The sequence below is a fragment of the Streptosporangium brasiliense genome (assembly GCF_030811595.1).
Taxonomy (GTDB): domain Bacteria; phylum Actinomycetota; class Actinomycetes; order Streptosporangiales; family Streptosporangiaceae; genus Streptosporangium; species Streptosporangium brasiliense.
The window spans coordinates 6,015,654-6,032,046 of the sequence record NZ_JAUSRB010000002.1; the positions used below are offsets into that span (position 1 = coordinate 6,015,654).

The window sequence follows — 16,393 nt, forward strand, 5'->3', positions numbered from 1 at the left end:
TGCCTGGTGTGACCCGACCGCCGTTCCGACGATCGGTGGATGGTCCCGCCCCTGGAAGTAGCCCCCGCCCTCAGGGGGCGTCACACGACGGCGACGGCGTCGACCTCGACGAGGAACCCGGGACCCAAGCCGGCCACGACGTGGACCGTGATGGCCGGCGGTGGGTCGGCCCGGTTCCACACCTCCTGGAAGGCGGCCACACCCTCGTCGAACGTGTGACCGTCGACCACGGCGATGCGCCAGTGCACGATGTTCGCCAGGCTCGCCCCCTCGCTCTCCAAAATGGTCACGAGATTGCGGAATACCTGCCTGGCCTGCTCCCCGACTGTGGGACCGACGACCTTGCCGTCGGCGCCGACGCCGTTCTGCCCTCCGATGTAGATCGTCTTCGCCGGCTGTTCGACCACGACGGCCTGGCTGAAGGCCGGGCTGCGATGGAGCCCCTCGGGGTTGATGTGCCGTACGCCCATGTACTTCCTCCTTGGATGCTGAAACCGGTTATAGAGGTTTCGTTGAGACACCAGTTATAGTGGTGTCATGCGAGTGAATGCAACCGGACGGGTGCTGCGCGACCCCAAGGGCGGGTCGTTCCGGTTCGACGCCGGCGCCGTCTGCCTGGACTTCGCCCACACGGGCGGCGAGGGTCGGTACGCGATATTCGAGACCCTCCACGAACCTGCCGACCTCGATGAATGGCTGACCCAGCCGCCACTGGCGGCAGTCATGACGGCTCCCGTGACCGCCCGCGAGCTGACTGCGGCCAAGGCCCTGCGCCAGGCGATCTGGGACGCGGCACACGCCCGGGCGGCGGGCCGCCCGCTTCCCGCGAGGGCGGTCGTGACCATCAACCGGGCCGCGACCGCGGCGCCGCTGACCCCCGAACTCGCCGCCGACGGCGCCACCGCCGGATGGGCGCCGCCGGTGCGGGCCGCGCAGGCGCTGTCGACCCTGGCGCGGGAGATGATCGAACTGCTGTCCGGGCCGCTCGCCGAACGCATCCGCGAGTGTGCCGGCGACAACTGCCCGCTGGTGTTCGTCGACACCTCCCGCCCCGGTGCCCGCCGCTGGTGCGCGATGGAACGCTGCGGCAACCGCCACAAGCTCCGCGCCCTGCGCGCCCGCCAGGCCGGGTCCGGCGAGCCGGCGGCGGCTCCGCGCGGCGAGTAGCTCGTTGTCGGCGGCCGTCCGGAAGGACGCGGTCTTCACCCGCGCCGCGATGGCGTCGTCCGGCACGTACGGCTTGGCCGGGCCGGTCACCCGGACCGGGCCGTAAGCGTCAGGGGTGGCCCGCCGCCCGGCGCGGGCCACCCCCTGGGATCAACCGCCCATGCCATCTCCCCGCACGGAGCAGTGCAGGTCGGACGGTACTTCGTTGGGTTCACGGCCATCGCTCAGGTGACCCCCGTCCGACAGCGGAGCGCCGAAACCCGCTTTCTCCGAACGGCGGAACGGGCCCCGCCGTACCGGCCGTTGCCCCTTTCCGGCCTGGTCGGTCTGCCCCTTGACGTGACCGGCCGTTCGGTTGCTGCTCAGGCCCCGGCGCATGCCCCCTCCTTTAATAGGGGACTAATTCTAGATTAGGATCTCTATTATTCGGCTGTGCCGTACCGGGCCACCGGTGCGGCCGGGGCCCATCCCCGCCGGTCAAGGAGGATCATGTCTGAGCCCATCGACCCGCCCGCATTGCGATCCCTGCTCGACGACGCGGACTTCGTGGACGTGCAGAGCGTCGAGGGAGAGGTGACCCTGCGGGAGTTCGTCGCGCACTCCATCGGATGGGAGCCGGGGTGGCTGCGGGCCCTCTATCTCGCGCGCAGGGTCTTCGCGCGCCTGCTCCGTCTGGCCCATCGCGATGTCGTGCCAGGCTCGAACCTGGCGCCGGCGGAGATCCCGTTCACGCCGGGACGCAAGATCGGGTTCTTCACCGTCGTCGAAGGGGTGGAGGACCGCTATCTCCTGCTGGAGGCGACCGACTCGCACCTGGCGGCCTATCTGGCGATCCTCGTCGAGACGGCCGGGCCCGGCCGCAGGCGGTTCCGCATGGTCACCGTCGTCAAGCACCTCCACTGGACGGGACCTCTCTACTTCGCCGTCATCCGCCCCTTCCACTACATGGTGGTCCGCGGCATGGGCCGCGCCGGAGCGTGGCGGCCCGGCCGGGAGACGCCGGCGCCGGATTCCGGGCGGCCTGCCGCGGCGGGACGTCCGTCGCCCGCCGCCCGGGTCCTGTCGGCGGCGGTGTTGCCGGTCGCGCCGCTGTACGGGGCCGCGCTGGCCTACCGCCTCTTCCACCCGCCGCGGCGGCGGCACCACCGGCGGCCGCAGGACTTCGGGCTGGCCGCCACGGTGCTGGCGATCCCGCTCGGCGGGGGAGGGCGGCTGCACGCCTGGCTCTGCCCGGGGGCGCCGGACCGGGTGGTGGTGCTCGGACACGGCATCGGTCTGAGCAAATCGGCGAGCCTCGCGCACGCGAAGTTCCTGCACGACGCCGGCTTCACGGTCTGCCTGTTCGACCATCGCAACCACGGGGCCAGCGGGCACGACCGCGCCCGGATGAGGCTCGGCGAGCGGTTCACCGACGACATCACCGCGACGGTGACCCACCTGAGGCGGGCCGAGGGGTACGGCTCGGCCCGCTTCGCCGTCTACGGCTTCTCCTTCTCCACCTTCCCGTCGCTGTACTCCCTGGTCCGTGAGGGGTTCGGCGTGGACGCCGTCGTCTGCGACAGCGGCCCGGGAGCCGACCTCCCGCAGCTGTTCGGCACCTTCCTGGAGGCGGGCGGGCTGCCACTGCCGTCCCCGCTGCGCGGTCCGCGGCCCCGGGCGGCGGTGGCCGGCACCCTGGGCTCCCTGGCCACCGCGATGCTCGGCGCCTCCTGGCCGCCACCGGCGGACGGCCCGCTCGCGCACGTCCCGCTGCTGTTCATGTCGGGCGGGCGCGACCGCATCCTGCCCGCCTCGTCGGTGCAGGCGCTGGCGGGCCGTTATCCCCGGGCCGAGACGCACGTGCTGCCGGACGCCGACCACCTGACGGGACTGAAGACCGACCCCGGGGTCTACACCACGACCGTCCTGGACTTCCTCGAAAGAGCCCTGAGGTGAGCGGGGCGGACGGCGCGGGAGCGGGGATCGGAGGAGCTCCGTCCCACCCGCTCCGGCAAGCTGGTCACGATCCACGGAGGGAGTGCCGGACGGGCTCCTGGGCACCGCGCAGCGGGAGCCGGGCCGCCACCCGCCACTCCCCGTCCGCCGCCCCGGCGTCCAGGTGGCCGCCCAGCAGGGTCACCCGCTCCCGCATGCCCGCCACCCCCCGGCCGCCGCTCCGCCCCGACCGCTGCCTGATCTGGTTGCGCACCTCCAGCTCCAGATGGTCGTCACATACGGCCGCCGCCAGCCGGGCCGTCCCGCAGCCGTGCCGGATCGCGTTGGTCAGCGCCTCCTGGACGATCCGGTAGGCCTCCCGCGACACCAGCGCGGGCAGCGCGGACAGGTCGCCGGTGACCTCGGCGACGGCGCCGGTCGAGCGGACCAGCTCGGGCAGGTCGGTCAGGGTCCTGGCCGGGGCGCGCCCGCCGCTCTCCTCCTCGCGCAGCACCCCGAGCACGTGGTCCAGGTCCTCCAAGGCCGACCGCGCCGACTCCTCGATCACCGCCAGCGCGGCGCGCGCCGCCTCCGGGTCGCGGTCGAGCACCCGCCCGGCCGCGCCCGCCTGGATGGTCACCAGGCTGAGCGCGTGCCCGACGGAGTCGTGCAGCTCGCGGGCGAGCCGGTTACGGGTGGCCAGCCGCCGGGTCCGCTCCTCCAGCGCCGCCAGCCGGTCGGCCGGGGTGGGGCCGAGCAGCACCGGGGCGAGCCGCGCCAGCAGCGCCCCCGCGCCCGCCACCGCGTGGACCAGCAGCACCGACGTCGCCACCGCCGCCGCCGGTCCCCACGCGCTGCTCCACCCGGCCTCCAGCGCGGTGCCGAAGAACCCGAGCCGGTCGCCCAGCAGGGGCAGCAGGCACAGCCAGACCACGAACGGCACCAGCGCGAGAGTCGCCCCCGCCAGCACCGCGCCGATCCCCAGGTGGAGGGTGAACCAGGCCGCGGTACGGCGCCGCTCGGCCCAGGTGCGCGCCCGCCGGTCCGGGCCGGAGTCGATCCGGGCGTCCAGCAGGCCCCGCGCCGCGGTCAGCTCCAGCGCCCGTACCGGCAGGAACAGCCCGGTCAGCGCGATCAGGGGGAGCACGCCGGCGAAGACGACCGGCTGGGCCGACACCAGCGTGTAGCTCTGCGCCTCCGGCAGGCCCAGCAGCCCCGAGACCACCGTGCCGACCATCACGTACGGCATGGCCAGCGCGCCGCCCAGGATCAGGCACGTCCACCTCAGGTAGGTGGACGGGCTGGTCAGCGGGGTCAGGATGCGTCTCACGCCCCGATCCTCCCAGCCCGCCAGAGTGCTCGCCTCCCGCCGGGGAGGGACCGTCTCCCCGCTGCGGGGGAGGCGTCGGTACGCTCTGCCCGGCGGACACGTAATTCGGGGGCTTGGCATGGATATGGTGCAGATCATCCTGTTGCTTGTGGCGGCGGCCGGAGCGGGATGGATCGACGCCGTGGTCGGCGGGGGAGGGCTGCTGCAGCTCCCCGTCCTCCTCATGGCCGGGCTCTCGCCGGTGCAGGCGCTGGCCACCAACAAGTTCGCCGCCATCTTCGGCACGGCCTCGGCGGCGGTGACCTATGCCAGGACCACCAAGCTCGACACCGGGGTGGTGGTCCCCGCCGGGCTGGGTGCGGTGGTGGCCGCCGGGCTGGGCGCGGCGTCGGCGGCGGCGATCTCCAAGGACGCGCTCATCCCGCTGGTCATGGTCACGCTGGTGGGCGTGGCGCTGTTCGTCACCTTCCGTCCGGCGTTCGGCACCCACCCCCAGCCTCATCTGCGCACCCGCGAGCGGATCCTGGCCGCGATCGCCGTCACCGGTGCCGGGATCGCCTTCTACGACGGCATCCTGGGCCCGGGCACCGGCACCTTCCTGATCGTCGCCTTCACCACCGTCCTCGGCATGGACTTCGTGAGCGCCTCGGCCCATTCCAAGATCATCAATTCCTGCACGAACCTGGGCGCCCTGCTGGTCTTCGCCTACCAGGGGCATGTGCTGTGGCTGCTCGGCCTGGCCATGGCCGTCTGCAACATCGCCGGGGCCCAGGTCGGTGCCCGGATGGCGCTGCGCCGGGGGGCCGGGTTCGTGCGCGCCGTCCTGCTGTGCGTGGTGATCGCGATGGTGGCCAAGCTCGGCTACGACCGGTTCGTCGCCTGACCCCGCGCCGCTGAGTTGATCTACTTTGTAAGGGGCTCGGGCCGGAGCGCGGACGCCGCCAGTGCCACGAAGGCCGCCAGCAGCACGGGGACGGCCAGGGCGCGTGGCAGGCCCACCAGCTCGGCCAGGCCGCCGATCAGCACCGGGCCGCTGAGGAAGCCCACGTAGGACAGGCTTGCCACCCGGGCCAGCGCCTGCCCGGCACGGGCCGGATCGCGGCGCCCGGCGGCGGAGAAGACCTGCGGGACGATGCATGACAGGCCCGCGCCGAAACAGCCGAACCCGATCACCGCGGCCACCGGATGGTTGATCAACAGGGCTGCGCCGAACCCCGAGGCGGCCAGCAGGCCGCAGCCGCGCACCAGTGTCACCGGGCCCAGCAGCATGGTCAGCCGGTCTCCGGCGAGGCGGCCGGCGGTCATCATGACGGAGAAGGCGGCGTAGGCCGCCGCGGCGAACCCGGCCGAGCTGCCGAGGTTGTCGCGCAGGTAGACCGAGCTCCAGTCCGCCGCCGCCCCCTCTCCGATCATGCAGCAGATCCCGAGCACGCCCAGGAACAGCAGGCCGCGGCCCCGGCCGGCCGGCGCGCCGCCGGCGACGGCCTCCGCGGCGGGCTCCCCGGGTGGCGTGAGAGCCCACCGGGAGGCCCACAGCGCCAGGGCGGCGATGACGGCGGCCGCGGCGGCGAAGGTCGCCGCGGGGGTGAGGCCGGTGTGTGCGAGCAGCCCGCCGACGGCCGCGCCGGCGAACCCGCCGATGCTGAACACCGCGTGGAAGGACGACATGAGGGGCCGGCCCATGGCGCGCTCGACCTCGACGGCGTTGGCGTTCATCGCCACGTCGAGTGTGCCGTGCACCAGGCCGAAGGCGAACAGTGAGATCGTCAGGGTGATGAGGTCCGGCATGTGGGCCGGCAGGATCAGCACGACGCTCTGCGCGAAGGCCATCGGCAGCATCACCTTGACGCTGCCGTAGCGGTCGACCAGGCGGCCCACCGCCTGCATGCCCGCTATCGCTCCGGCGGCGATGCCGAGCAGCGCGAGGCTGAGCCGGCCGTCGCTCAGCTCCAGTTGCTGTTTGATGGCGGGGATCCGCGCCGTCCACGTGCCGACGGCCATGCCGGCGAGCAGGAAGAGCAGGCAGACCGCGACCCGGCCGCGGACGAGCGCGCCGCGGTCGAGAGTGGTGACGTGCACGGGGGAGGCTCCAGTCAGACGGTGCGGACGATGACGCCCGCGGCGGTGAGGGCGTCGTGTTCGGCCGGGGGGAGCGCGGCGTCGGTGACCACCATGTCGAGGCGGTCCAGGGGGCAGACGGCGCCGAAGGCGGTGCGGGTGAACTTGCCCGAGTCGGTGGCGACGACGACGCGCCGGGCCGAGGCGATCGCCGCCTGCTTGACGGCGACGTCGGACAGGTCGTGGGCGGTCAGGCCGTGCGCGGCGGACAGGCCGCAGCAGCCGATGACCGCGGTGTCGAAGCGCAGGGAGCGGATGGCGTTCTCGGTCAGCGGGCCGACGAAGTTGAGCTCGCCGGGGCGGACCTCCCCTCCCGGGAGCACCAGGCGGATCCGCGGGGCCGTGGCGAGCTCGCCGGCGGACTGCAGGGAGAGCGGCAGGACCGTCAGCCGGCGCTCGCGGAGCGCCCGGGCGATCTCCAGATTGGTGGTGCCGCCGTCCAGGAGCACGGCCTCACCGTCGGCCAGCAGCGCGGCCACCTCAGCGGCGATGCGCCGCTTGACCTCCACCGCCTCGCGCTCGCGCACCCCGAAGGGGGGCTCCTCCCCGCGTAGCAGCAGGCTCACCGCGCCACCGCGCACCCGCCGCACCACGCCCTGCTGGGCCAGCTCGTCGAGGTCGCGGCGGATGGTCATCTCCGACACCCCGTGCTCGGCCGCCAGCTCCGTCACCGACACGGTGTCGCTGACGCGCAGCGCGGACATGATCGCTCGAATCCGATCAGCACTTTCCATGTGTTCAATTGAACATGACTTATGTGACATTGGCAATCGTGCGGAACAATGACGTCATGCGTGCGAGTCGTCTGCTGTCGCTCCTGCTGCTCCTGCAGACCCGGGGGCGCATGACGGCCACCGAGCTGTCGCAGGAGCTGGAGGTCTCCATCCGGACGGTCTACCGGGACGTGGAGGCCCTGTCGTCGGCCGGGGTCCCGGTCTACGCCGACCGCGGCCCGGCCGGGGGATACCGGCTGCTGGACGGCTACCGCACCCGCCTCAACGGTCTGACCGCCGAGGAGGCCTCCTCACTGTTCCTGGCCGGGCTGCCCGGCCCCGCCGCCGAGCTGGGGCTGGGGGAGGTGGCCGCCAACGCCGAGCTGAAACTGCTCGCCGCGCTGCCCCCCGAGCCGCGTTCCCACGCCGCCCGGATGCGCGAGCGCTTCCACCTCGACGTCCCGGGATGGTACCGCGGCTCCGACGAGGCGCCCTTCCTCAGTGATGTCTCCGAGGCGGTGTGGGACCAGCGGCCGCTGCGCATGACCTATCGCCGCTGGGGGCCGCGCGACGTCGAGCGCCTGGCCCACCCCTACGGCCTGGTCCTCAAGGGCGGGTCGTGGTACATGGTGGCCGCCGCCGACGGGGGAGTGCCGCGCACCTACCGCGTGTCGCGGATCGTCACCGCCGAGATCCTCGACGGCCGCTTCGAACGGCCCGGCGACTTCGACCTGGCCGCCTACTGGGAGCACTACGCGGCCGAGTTCCGGGCCCGGATGCACACCGCCGAGGCGCTGGTGCGTGTGGCGCCCGGCATCGAGGACATGCTGCGCTACACCGTCGGAGCCGACATCGCCGACGCCGCGCTGGCCGAGGCGGGCCCGCCCGACGAGCACGGCTGGGTCGTCGTGCGCCTGCCGATCGAGTCGGTCAGGCACGTCTCCTGGCTGCTGCTGCGCCTGGGCGCCGACATCGAGGTCCTCGGCCCCCCCGAGGTGCGCGAGCAGATGGCCACCGCGGTCGCCGAGCTCGCCGGGCTGTACGGCGCGCCCCGGGATTAAACGATTGCCGACGGCGCGGGATGCCGCCGATGATGACGGCATGTTCCTCATAGCCTTCATCGGCTCCTGCTTCCTGATCGCCATGATCCCCGGTGCCAGTACCGCGGTGATCCTGCGCCAGACCCTGAGAGCCGGGCGGGGGCCGGGCCTGGCGGCCACGCTCGGCAACGAGACCGGCATCCTGCTGTGGGCGCTGGCCGCCGCCTTCGGCCTGTCGGCGCTGGTGCTCGCCTCGGAGGTGGCCTACGACGTCATGCGGGTCGCCGGCGCGCTGTTCCTGGTCGCCATGGGCGCCCAGTCGCTGTGGCGGGTCCGGCGAGAGGGGCGGGAGGGGCAGCGGGAGGGCGGAGCCGTACCGGAGCAACCGGAGCCCGGACCGGAGCCCGGAGAGCCCGCGCGGGGCTGGCGGCGCTCCTACCTGCTGGGCCTCACCACCTGCATGGCCAATCCGAAGGCGGCGGTGTTCGCGATGTCGTTCCTGCCGCAGTTCGTCCCCGAAGGGGCGGACGTGCCGCTCACGCTGGCCCTGCTCGCGGTGGTCTGGGTGCTGGTGGACACCGTCTGGTACGGCCTGTTCATCTGGGCGGTGGCGCGCGCGAAGCTGGTCCTCGGCCGCCCCGCCGTGCGCCGCCGCCTGGAGGTGATCTCCGGTGTGGTGCTGATCGGTTTCGGCCTGCGGCTGGCGGTGGAGGCGCGATGACGCTCCCGTTCGACGACGGGGGTGCGGGCTGACCCCGGCCGCCTGCCGCCTGGACCGCCCGCCGTTGCGCTGCCCGCTGTCCGCCGTTGCGTCGCCCGCCGCTGGGGCGCCGGAGACAGCCGGCCTCTCCTCCGCGTCCCAGATCGTACTCCTCCGCCCGACCCGGCCCGTCCGGCGGCGCGGCCAAGGCCAGGGCCAGGCAAGGGCCAGGTAAGGGTCCGGCCGATCGGAGAACGGCATCCGTCCCAGGCCCAAGGTAGAGGTCGGCGGAGGCGCATGGCGAGAGCATCACGATTTTCGATGCTCAGGTCGTAAAGCGTTCACGGTTCTTGGGGGCGTGGCCACCGGTCGTCAGCATTCGTTCACACACGCATGCTGAACGACCAGGAGACATCAATGGGGACAGGCAACTCGCGGCGCAGGCTGGCCCTTGCCGCTTGCGCGCTGAGCGGTTCACTGGTGGCCGGCGCCACCACCTTCGCCGCCGCATCCACCGCTTCCGCCGCATCCGTCGCATCCGTCACGTCGGCCGGGTCGGCCGTGTCCGCGCCGCAGGAGACCACGCTGCGGGTGAAGATGTCGGGCTCGGGCGTCGACACGCTCAACCCGTTCCTCGCCTTCTTCAACGGCGCGCTGGACATCTTCGGCTCGATCTACCCCACGCTGAACTCGCTGGACGAGAACGGCAAGCCGGGTCCGTACCTGGCGGAGTCGTGGACGCCGTCAGAGGACAAGCTCACCTGGACCTTCAAGCTCAGGGACGGCCTGAAGTGGAGTGACGGCAAGCCGATCACGGCCGAGGACGCCGCCTGGACCCTCAACCTGATCATGACCGACGCGGTCGCGGGCACCGCCAACGGCTCGCTGGTCAGCAACTTCGAGTCGGTCACCGCGACCGACGCCACGACGCTGGTCATCAAGACCAAGGCGCCGCAGGCCAACGTCATCTACGCGAGCATCCCGATCAGCGGCATCCCGATCGTGCCGAAGCACATCTGGGAGCCGCAGGCCAAGAACCTCAAGGACGTCAAGAACGACACCTTCCCCGTCGTCGGCTACGGCCCGTGGACGCTCACGGAGTACAAGCCCGAGCAGTACGCGAAGTTCGACGCCAACAAGGACTTCATCCTGGGCCGGCCCGGCTTCGACCACATGATCCAGCAGAGCTTCAAGTCGACCGACGCCGCCGTCGCCGCGCTGCGCAGCGGCCAGCTGGACTACATCAACGGTGTGAACCCGACCCAGTTCAAGGCGCTGCAGACGGACAAGAGCCTGCTGACCGTCCAGGAGGTCGGCAACGGCTGGACCGGTGTCGAGGTCAACCACAACGCCCGCACCCGCACCGGCAAGAAGATCGGCACCGGCCATCCCGCGCTCGGCGACCCGGTGCTGCGCCGCGCGATCTCGCTGGCCACCGACAGGAAGACGCTGGTCGCCAAGGTGCTCGACGGCATGGGTGTGGCCGGCTCCGGCTACCTGCCCCCGGCTTGGCCGCAGTGGAGCTGGAAGCCGGACGCGGGCCAGGAGACACCGTTCGACCTCGCCCAGGCCGCCAAGATCCTCGACGAGGCCGGCTACACCAAGGGCGACGACGGCGTCCGCGTCGACCCCAAGAGCGGCAGGCCGCTGGAGCTGCGCCTCGGCATCCACTCCGACGACACGGCCGACGCGGGCATCTCCACCTACCTCAAGGGCTGGCTGGAGACGATCGGCGTCAAGCTCAAGATCCAGACGCTGAGCATGAGCGCGCTCAACAGCGACCTGGCCAAGGGCGACTGGGACCTGCTGATGGACGGCTGGACCACCGGCCCCGACCCGACCTACCTGCTCGGCATCCAGACCTGCGCCACGCTGCCCAAGGACGACGGCACCGGCGGCAACACCGACGCCTTCTTCTGCGACAAGGCCTACGACGAGCTGTTCGACAAGCAGCTCACCACGTTCGACCAGAACGAGCGGGCCAAGATCGTCGCCGAGATGCAGGCCATCCTGTACAAGGCCGACGTCGACCAGATCCACTTCTACGCCAACACCCTCGACGTCGCCCGCACCGACACCGTGAGCGGTCTGATCACCGGGCAGCCGGACGCGCAGGGCATGTACCCGGCGCAGACCGCGTTCTGGAGCTACCTCAAGGCCGCGCCGCCCGCCGCGAAGCCGGCCGCCGCCTCGGCCGAGGAGGGCGGCGGCGGCACGCTGTGGATCGCCGGCGGTGTCCTGCTCCTCGCGCTCGTCGGCGGCGGGATCGTGCTCAAGCGCCGCTCGGGGGCGGGCGACCGTGAGTAGCCTCACCGCCCCGGGCCCGGCCAAGGTCAAGGGGCGGGGGGTCAAGCGGTCGGATCTCCTGCCCTATCTGGGCTCGAAACTGGTCGCGGCCCTGGTGAGCTTCTTCGTCACGCTGGTCATCGGCTTCGTGATCTTCAGCCTGATGCCGGCCGACCCGGTCCGCACCCTGACCAGGGGCCGCCCCACGAGCGAGGCCCAGCTCGCCCAGATCCGTGTCCAGCTCGGCCTGGACGACCCGGTCTGGGAGCGGTTCCTCACCTTCGTCGGCAACACGCTCAAGGGAGAGCTCGGCTACTCCTGGCAGTTCCAGCAGTCGGTCTCGTCGCTGGTGGCCGACCGGCTCGGGCCGACCCTGCTCCTCATGGGCACGGCCGCGGTCCTGTCGATCGCGTTCGGCCTGTGGCTGGGCGTCCGCAGCGGCTGGCGGCACGGCAGCCTGTTCGACCGGATCGCCTCCAGCACCTCGCTCACGCTGTGGTCGGTGCCGACGTTCTGGCTCGGCATGATCCTGCTGGTCACCTTCAGCGTGGGTGTCGGCCCGATCCCGAGCCTGTTGCCCGCGGGAGGGATGAGCGACCCCTCGCTGCCGCAGGAGGGCTGGACCCACGTCGCCGACGTAGCCAGGCATCTGGTGCTGCCCTGCCTGACCATGGTGCTGGTGGTCTTCGCCCAGTACGTCACGGTGATGCGCACCTCGATCATCGACGAGATGGGCAGTCCCTACCTGCTGACCGCCAGGGCCAAGGGCCTGACCGACGACGCCGTACGGCGGCGCCACGCGGTGCCGAACGCGCTGCTGCCCTCGGTCACGATGATCTTCATGCATCTCGGCATCCTGGTCAGCGGCGCGATCACGGTCGAGGCCGTCTACTCCTGGCCCGGCCTCGGCTACCTGACCTACGAGGCGCTCAAGATCCCCGACCTGCCCCTGCTCCAGGGCACCTTCATCGTCTTCAGCGCGAGTGTGATCATCATGAACCTCCTGGCGGACGTGGTCTACCGCTTCCTCGACCCGAGAGTGCGAGCCCAATGAAGCGCCTTCACCCGGGCGGTGGCCGATGACCGCCGTCACGCACGCCCCGGCCACCGTCGAGGTCCCACGCCACCACGCGTTCGGCCGCTTCTGCCGCGCCTACGCCAGGCGGCCCGCCGGTCTGGCCGGGCTCGGCCTGCTCGTCGCCTTCGGCGCGCTGGCCCTGGCCGCGCCGCTGTTCATCGGTGACGACCAGCTCAACGTGATCAAGGTGGACGGCCCGCAGCTGTCGCCGCCCGTCGCCGGCTACCCCCTCGGTACCGACCAGGCGGGCCGCTCGGTCCTGCTGCTGGTCATCTGGGGCGCACGCGAGTCGCTCAGCATCGGCATCATCGCCACCGCGCTCACCGTGGTCCTGGGCAGCGCGGTCGGCCTGCTGGCCGGGCACTACCAGGGCCGGGTCGGCCAGGCGCTGATGCACGTGACCGACTGGTTCATCGCGCTGCCCAGCCTGCCGCTGGCCATCTCGCTGTCGGCCGTGCTCGGCCAGGGCGCGGCGTCGATCACGATCGCCATCGCGGTCACCTCGTGGACCGCGACCGCCCGCCTCGTGCGCGCCCAGACGCTCGCCGTCGAGGCGAGACCCTTCATCGAGCGGGCCAAGGTGCTGGGCGCGGGCAACACGCAGATCATGATCAGGCACGTGCTGCCCAACGTCACGCCGCTGATCCTGGTCTCCAGCACGCTCACCGTCGCCTCGGCGATCCTGTCGGAGGCCACGCTGACCTTCCTCGGCCTCGGCGACCCGACCAGCGTGACCTGGGGTTCGATGCTCCAGGCGGCGTTCGCGGGCGGCGCGGTCACCGCGGGCGCGTGGTGGTACCTGCTACCGCCGGGCATCGCGATCCTCATCGTCGTGCTCGGCTTCACGCTCGTCGGCCGTGCCGTCGAGCACGTGCTCAACCCGAGGATGGTGGACCGATGACGGCGAGGGAGCAGACCCGGGCGCCGGAGGGGCGGAGCGGGGCTCCGATGCTCGACGTGCGCGACCTGCGGGTGACCTACCGCAACGGCGAGCGCGCCGTGCCCGCCGTACGCGGCGTGAGCTTCACCCTCGACCGCGGCCAGACCCTCGGCGTCGCGGGGGAGTCGGGCTCGGGCAAGTCCACGATGGCGCTCGGCCTGCTGCGGCTGCTGGCCCCCTCCGCCCAGGTGAGCGGCGAGGTGCTGTTCGAGGGGGAGGACCTGCTGACCGCCAGGTGGGCGCGGCTGCGCGCGGTGCGCTGGTCGGCGGCCTCCGTGGTGTTCCAGGGCGCGATGAGCGCGCTCAACCCGGTGCGCACGATCGGCGAGCAGATCTGCGAGCCCATCCTGCTGCACGAGAAGGTCGGGCAGCAGGCGGCACGCAAGCGGGCGGCCGAGCTGCTCGACAGCGTCGGCGTGCCGTCGCGGCGGGCCGGCTCCTACCCGCACGAGTTCTCCGGCGGCCAGCGCCAGCGCATCATGATCGCGATGTCGCTGGCCTGCCGCCCCGACCTGATCATCGCCGACGAGCCGACCACCGCGCTCGACGTCATGGTCCAGGCGCAGGTGCTGGAGCTGCTCGGCGAGCTGGTCCGCGAGTCGGGCATCGGCGTCATCATGATCAGCCACGACCTGTCGGTGCTGTCGCACATGTGCGAGCGGCTGGCCGTCATGTACGCGGGACAGATCGCTGAGATCGGCCCGTCCAGGCAGCTCATCGCCGAGCCGCGGCACCCCTACACGCGGGCGCTCGGCCGGGCCTTCCCGACGATCGGCGACCCGGCCTCGCGGCTCGCGCCCGCCGGGCTGCCCGGCGACCCGCCCACACCGCCCGAGCTGGCCGGGCTCGACGAGGGCAGCGGCTGCGCCTTCGAGCCACGCTGCCCCGAGGCCGTGGCGGCCTGCCGTACCGAGACCGTGGAGCTGTGGCCGAGCGGCCCGCGGCGCGAGGCCGCGTGCCTGCGCGTGCTGGAAGGGAGCGGGGCATGAGACCCGTGCTCGAAGTCCGCGACCTGACGGTCACCTACCCGGCGCGCAGGGGCGCCCGGCCGGCGCGCGCCGTCGACGGGGTGAACCTCCAGGTGCGGCAGGGCGAGATCGTCGCGCTCGTCGGCGAGTCGGGATGTGGCAAGTCCACGCTGGCCAGAACCCTGGTCGGGCTGGTCAGGCCGACCGGCGGCCAGGTGCTGAGCGACGGCGAGCCCCTCGGCTACTCCGCCGCCGCGCTGAAGGCCTACCGCCGCCGCACCCAGCTCGTCCTGCAGGACCCGGGCGGCGCCCTCAACCCCAGGCAGAACGTCTTCGACGCCGTCGCCGAAGGGCCCAGGCTGCACGGCCTGACCGACCGGCTCGGCGAACGGGTGCACGGCGCGCTGGCCAGGGCCGGACTGCGGCCGCCCGCGGAGTTCGCCGGGCGCTTCCCGCACGAGATGTCCGGCGGCCAGCAGCAGCGCGTCGTCATCGCGGGGGCGCTCGCGCTCGAACCCTCGGTCATCGTCGCCGACGAGCCGGTGGCCTCGCTCGACGCCTCGGTCAGGGGCGAGATCCTCAAGCTGATCCTGGAGCTGCGGGACTCGCTCGGCCTGTCCGCGCTGGTCGTCAGCCACGACCTCGGCCTGGCCTGGAACATCGCCGACAGGGTCGCGGTCATGTACCTCGGCAGGATCGTCGAGACCGGCACGGTCGAGGAGGTCCTGCTGCGCCCCAAGCACCCCTACACCAGGGCGCTGCTGTCGGTGCTGCCCGACTCGGGCGGGCCGCCCGTGCTGCTCACCGGCGAGCCGCCGGACCCGACCTCCGTCCCCGACGGCTGCCGCTTCCACCCCAGGTGCCCGCTCAGGGCGGCCGAGCAGGACGCGCTGTGCGACAGCCGCGACCTGCCCGTCCTGACCGGCGACCCGTCGTCCTCCAGCCTCGCCGCCTGCCATCTCGTCCACTGAAGGAGTTCTTCGATGACCGCTTTCCTCCGCCCGCCCGCCCTGCGACCCGGCGCCCGCGTCGCCGTCATCGCCGCCAGCAGCCCGCCCAACCAGGCCAACCTGGACCGCGGCCTGGTGGCGATGGAGCAGGTCGGCCTCAAGCCCGAGGTGTTCGCCTCCTCGCGGGTCGGCGGGACCGAGTACGACTACCTGGCCGGCGACGACGTCCTGCGGGCGGACGACCTGACCAAGGCGCTCGGCGACCCGGCCTTCGACGCGGTCTTCTGCGCCGGCGGCGGGTACGGCATGCAGCGCACGCTGGAGCTGGTCGACTGGTCGAAGATCGACGCGGCCAGGCCGAAGGTCGTGGTGGGCTACTCCGACGTGACCGCGCTGCTGGAGGCGATCGCGGTCAAGCTCGGCTGGGCGTCGCTGTTCGGTCCCATGGTCGCCTGCGACGGCTTCTACGAAGGGCCGGGCGAGTACGACTTCGACGAGCTGATGAAGCTGCTGTTCCACCCGGAGACGGTGACCGAGCTGGTCTTCCCCGACGCCAGGACCGTCGTGCCCGGCATCGCGGAAGGTCACACGCTGGGCGGCACGGCCACGCTGCTGGCCGCCTCGATCGGCACCGACACCTCGCTGCCCGCCCGCGGCGCGATCCTCTTCCTGGAGGACGTGGACGAGGAGCTGTTCCGGATGGACCGCTACATCACCCAGCTCCGCCGGGCCACCTACAGCGACGGCGTGGCCGGGATCCTGCTCGGCACCTTCACCAACTGCGGCGAGCCGCGCGACGTGGAGCGGATGCTGGTGGAGCGGCTGAGCGACCTCGGGGTGCCGGTCCTCGCCGGGGCGGACATCGGGCACGGGATCTCGATGCAGACCTACCCGATCGGGGTCAGGGCCCGGCTCGACACCGGGGCGGGCAGGCTGAGCTTCCTGGAGCCGGTGCTCATCTCCTGAGGGCCGTGGCGGATCACGCACCGACAAGGACCCCGGCGTCCCCGGGGACCTTGTCGGCGAGGTGGCCGAACAGCCGCCGCGGCCCGCGCCGTCAAGCGCTCGACGTCCCGGGTCGGCCGGTCCCGGAGAACGAGCCGGACCCGGAAGTTCGATGCGGCGTCGGCGCAGGTAGGCGCGGTTGGGCAACTCCCGCTTGAGGACAACCCAACGTCTGCTGTCGGGG

General features: G+C 72.3%; 16 protein-coding genes. 11 read left to right on the forward strand and 5 right to left on the reverse strand.

Features of this window, described 5'->3' with window-relative positions:
• Positions 1-80: 80 nt before the first annotated feature.
• On the reverse strand, positions 81-470 hold the full coding sequence (locus J2S55_RS35915; protein WP_306870193.1) for a RidA family protein: 390 nt from the start codon (positions 468-470) through the stop codon (positions 81-83).
• Positions 471-537: 67 nt separating this feature from the next.
• Between J2S55_RS35915 and J2S55_RS35920 the strand changes: the two genes are divergently transcribed.
• Entirely contained in the window at positions 538-1,167 is a 630-nt protein-coding gene (locus tag J2S55_RS35920) for a CGNR zinc finger domain-containing protein (protein WP_306870195.1), read from the forward strand.
• 489 nt (positions 1,168-1,656) lie between these two features.
• The gene (locus J2S55_RS35925; RefSeq protein ID WP_306870197.1) at positions 1,657-3,102 is read left to right on the forward strand and encodes an alpha/beta fold hydrolase; all 1,446 of its coding nucleotides are present in this window, start codon (positions 1,657-1,659) and stop codon (positions 3,100-3,102) included.
• 64 nt (positions 3,103-3,166) lie between these two features.
• Here J2S55_RS35925 and J2S55_RS35930 read toward each other — a convergent pair whose 3' ends face one another.
• Positions 3,167-4,411: a sensor histidine kinase gene (locus J2S55_RS35930; protein WP_306870200.1), complete on the reverse strand. Its 1,245-nt coding sequence runs from the start codon at positions 4,409-4,411 to the stop codon at positions 3,167-3,169.
• A 118-nt stretch (positions 4,412-4,529) separates the two neighbouring features.
• Between J2S55_RS35930 and J2S55_RS35935 the strand changes: the two genes are divergently transcribed.
• Positions 4,530-5,294, forward strand: a complete 765-nt coding sequence (locus J2S55_RS35935) for a TSUP family transporter (RefSeq protein ID WP_306870202.1) — start codon at positions 4,530-4,532, stop codon at positions 5,292-5,294.
• A 20-nt stretch (positions 5,295-5,314) separates the two neighbouring features.
• Here J2S55_RS35935 and J2S55_RS35940 read toward each other — a convergent pair whose 3' ends face one another.
• Both J2S55_RS35940 and J2S55_RS35945 read right to left on the reverse strand, forming a co-directional pair.
• A complete protein-coding gene (locus tag J2S55_RS35940) occupies positions 5,315-6,490 on the reverse strand; it encodes an MFS transporter (protein WP_306870205.1) in 1,176 nt (391 codons plus the stop codon).
• 14 nt (positions 6,491-6,504) lie between these two features.
• A complete protein-coding gene (locus tag J2S55_RS35945) occupies positions 6,505-7,263 on the reverse strand; it encodes a DeoR/GlpR family DNA-binding transcription regulator (RefSeq protein ID WP_306870208.1) in 759 nt (252 codons plus the stop codon).
• 56 nt (positions 7,264-7,319) lie between these two features.
• Here J2S55_RS35945 and J2S55_RS35950 point away from each other — a divergent pair, with 56 nt between their 5' ends.
• A complete protein-coding gene (locus J2S55_RS35950; protein WP_306870210.1) occupies positions 7,320-8,303 on the forward strand; it encodes a helix-turn-helix transcriptional regulator in 984 nt (327 codons plus the stop codon).
• 40 nt (positions 8,304-8,343) lie between these two features.
• Entirely contained in the window at positions 8,344-9,003 is a 660-nt protein-coding gene (locus J2S55_RS35955) for a LysE family translocator (protein ID WP_306870213.1), read from the forward strand.
• A 362-nt stretch (positions 9,004-9,365) separates the two neighbouring features.
• On the opposite strand, the gene J2S55_RS35960 is transcribed toward J2S55_RS35955, so the two are convergent.
• Positions 9,366-9,602, reverse strand: coding sequence for a hypothetical protein (locus tag J2S55_RS35960; protein ID WP_306870215.1), 237 nt, complete (start codon positions 9,600-9,602; stop codon positions 9,366-9,368).
• On the opposite strand from J2S55_RS35960, the gene J2S55_RS35965 reads away from it, so the two are divergent.
• The 6 genes from J2S55_RS35965 to J2S55_RS35990 are packed head-to-tail and all read left to right on the forward strand — an operon-like array spanning position 9,580 to position 16,170.
• The gene (locus tag J2S55_RS35965) at positions 9,580-11,289 is read left to right on the forward strand and encodes an ABC transporter substrate-binding protein (protein WP_306875708.1); all 1,710 of its coding nucleotides are present in this window, start codon (positions 9,580-9,582) and stop codon (positions 11,287-11,289) included. The genes J2S55_RS35960 and J2S55_RS35965 overlap by 23 nt on opposite strands.
• A complete protein-coding gene (locus J2S55_RS35970) occupies positions 11,282-12,322 on the forward strand; it encodes an ABC transporter permease (RefSeq protein ID WP_306870217.1) in 1,041 nt (346 codons plus the stop codon). The genes J2S55_RS35965 and J2S55_RS35970 overlap by 8 nt, the downstream gene beginning before the upstream one ends.
• Positions 12,323-12,347: 25 nt before the next feature.
• A complete protein-coding gene (locus J2S55_RS35975) occupies positions 12,348-13,247 on the forward strand; it encodes an ABC transporter permease (RefSeq protein ID WP_306870219.1) in 900 nt (299 codons plus the stop codon).
• Positions 13,244-14,275 carry an ABC transporter ATP-binding protein gene (locus J2S55_RS35980; protein ID WP_306870222.1) on the forward strand — a complete coding sequence of 344 codons (1,032 nt, stop codon included), beginning with the start codon at positions 13,244-13,246 and terminating at the stop codon, positions 14,273-14,275. The genes J2S55_RS35975 and J2S55_RS35980 overlap by 4 nt, the downstream gene beginning before the upstream one ends.
• Positions 14,272-15,225: an ABC transporter ATP-binding protein gene (locus J2S55_RS35985; protein ID WP_306870226.1), complete on the forward strand. Its 954-nt coding sequence runs from the start codon at positions 14,272-14,274 to the stop codon at positions 15,223-15,225. Before J2S55_RS35980 ends, J2S55_RS35985 begins: the two co-directional genes overlap by 4 nt.
• A gap of 12 nt (positions 15,226-15,237) precedes the next feature.
• Entirely contained in the window at positions 15,238-16,170 is a 933-nt protein-coding gene (locus J2S55_RS35990; protein WP_306870229.1) for a S66 peptidase family protein, read from the forward strand.
• Positions 16,171-16,393: the final 223 nt, after the last annotated feature.

What these genes read in the sequence shown, in the direction of transcription:
- J2S55_RS35920 (WP_306870195.1), top strand. Translation starts at nt 538, where the DNA reads ATGCGAGTGAATGCAACCGGACGGGTGCTGCGCGACCCCAAGGGCGGG.
- J2S55_RS35965 (WP_306875708.1), top strand. Translation starts at nt 9,580, where the DNA reads ATGTCGGGCTCGGGCGTCGACACGCTCAACCCGTTCCTCGCCTTCTTC.
- J2S55_RS35945 (WP_306870208.1), bottom strand. Translation starts at nt 7,263, where the DNA reads ATGGAAAGTGCTGATCGGATTCGAGCGATCATGTCCGCGCTGCGCGTC.
- J2S55_RS35975 (WP_306870219.1), top strand. Translation starts at nt 12,348, where the DNA reads ATGACCGCCGTCACGCACGCCCCGGCCACCGTCGAGGTCCCACGCCAC.
- J2S55_RS35925 (WP_306870197.1), top strand. Translation starts at nt 1,657, where the DNA reads ATGTCTGAGCCCATCGACCCGCCCGCATTGCGATCCCTGCTCGACGAC.
- J2S55_RS35935 (WP_306870202.1), top strand. Translation starts at nt 4,530, where the DNA reads ATGGATATGGTGCAGATCATCCTGTTGCTTGTGGCGGCGGCCGGAGCG.
- J2S55_RS35980 (WP_306870222.1), top strand. Translation starts at nt 13,244, where the DNA reads ATGACGGCGAGGGAGCAGACCCGGGCGCCGGAGGGGCGGAGCGGGGCT.
- J2S55_RS35950 (WP_306870210.1), top strand. Translation starts at nt 7,320, where the DNA reads ATGCGTGCGAGTCGTCTGCTGTCGCTCCTGCTGCTCCTGCAGACCCGG.
- J2S55_RS35985 (WP_306870226.1), top strand. Translation starts at nt 14,272, where the DNA reads ATGAGACCCGTGCTCGAAGTCCGCGACCTGACGGTCACCTACCCGGCG.
- J2S55_RS35915 (WP_306870193.1), bottom strand. Translation starts at nt 470, where the DNA reads ATGGGCGTACGGCACATCAACCCCGAGGGGCTCCATCGCAGCCCGGCC.
- J2S55_RS35955 (WP_306870213.1), top strand. Translation starts at nt 8,344, where the DNA reads ATGTTCCTCATAGCCTTCATCGGCTCCTGCTTCCTGATCGCCATGATC.
- J2S55_RS35990 (WP_306870229.1), top strand. Translation starts at nt 15,238, where the DNA reads ATGACCGCTTTCCTCCGCCCGCCCGCCCTGCGACCCGGCGCCCGCGTC.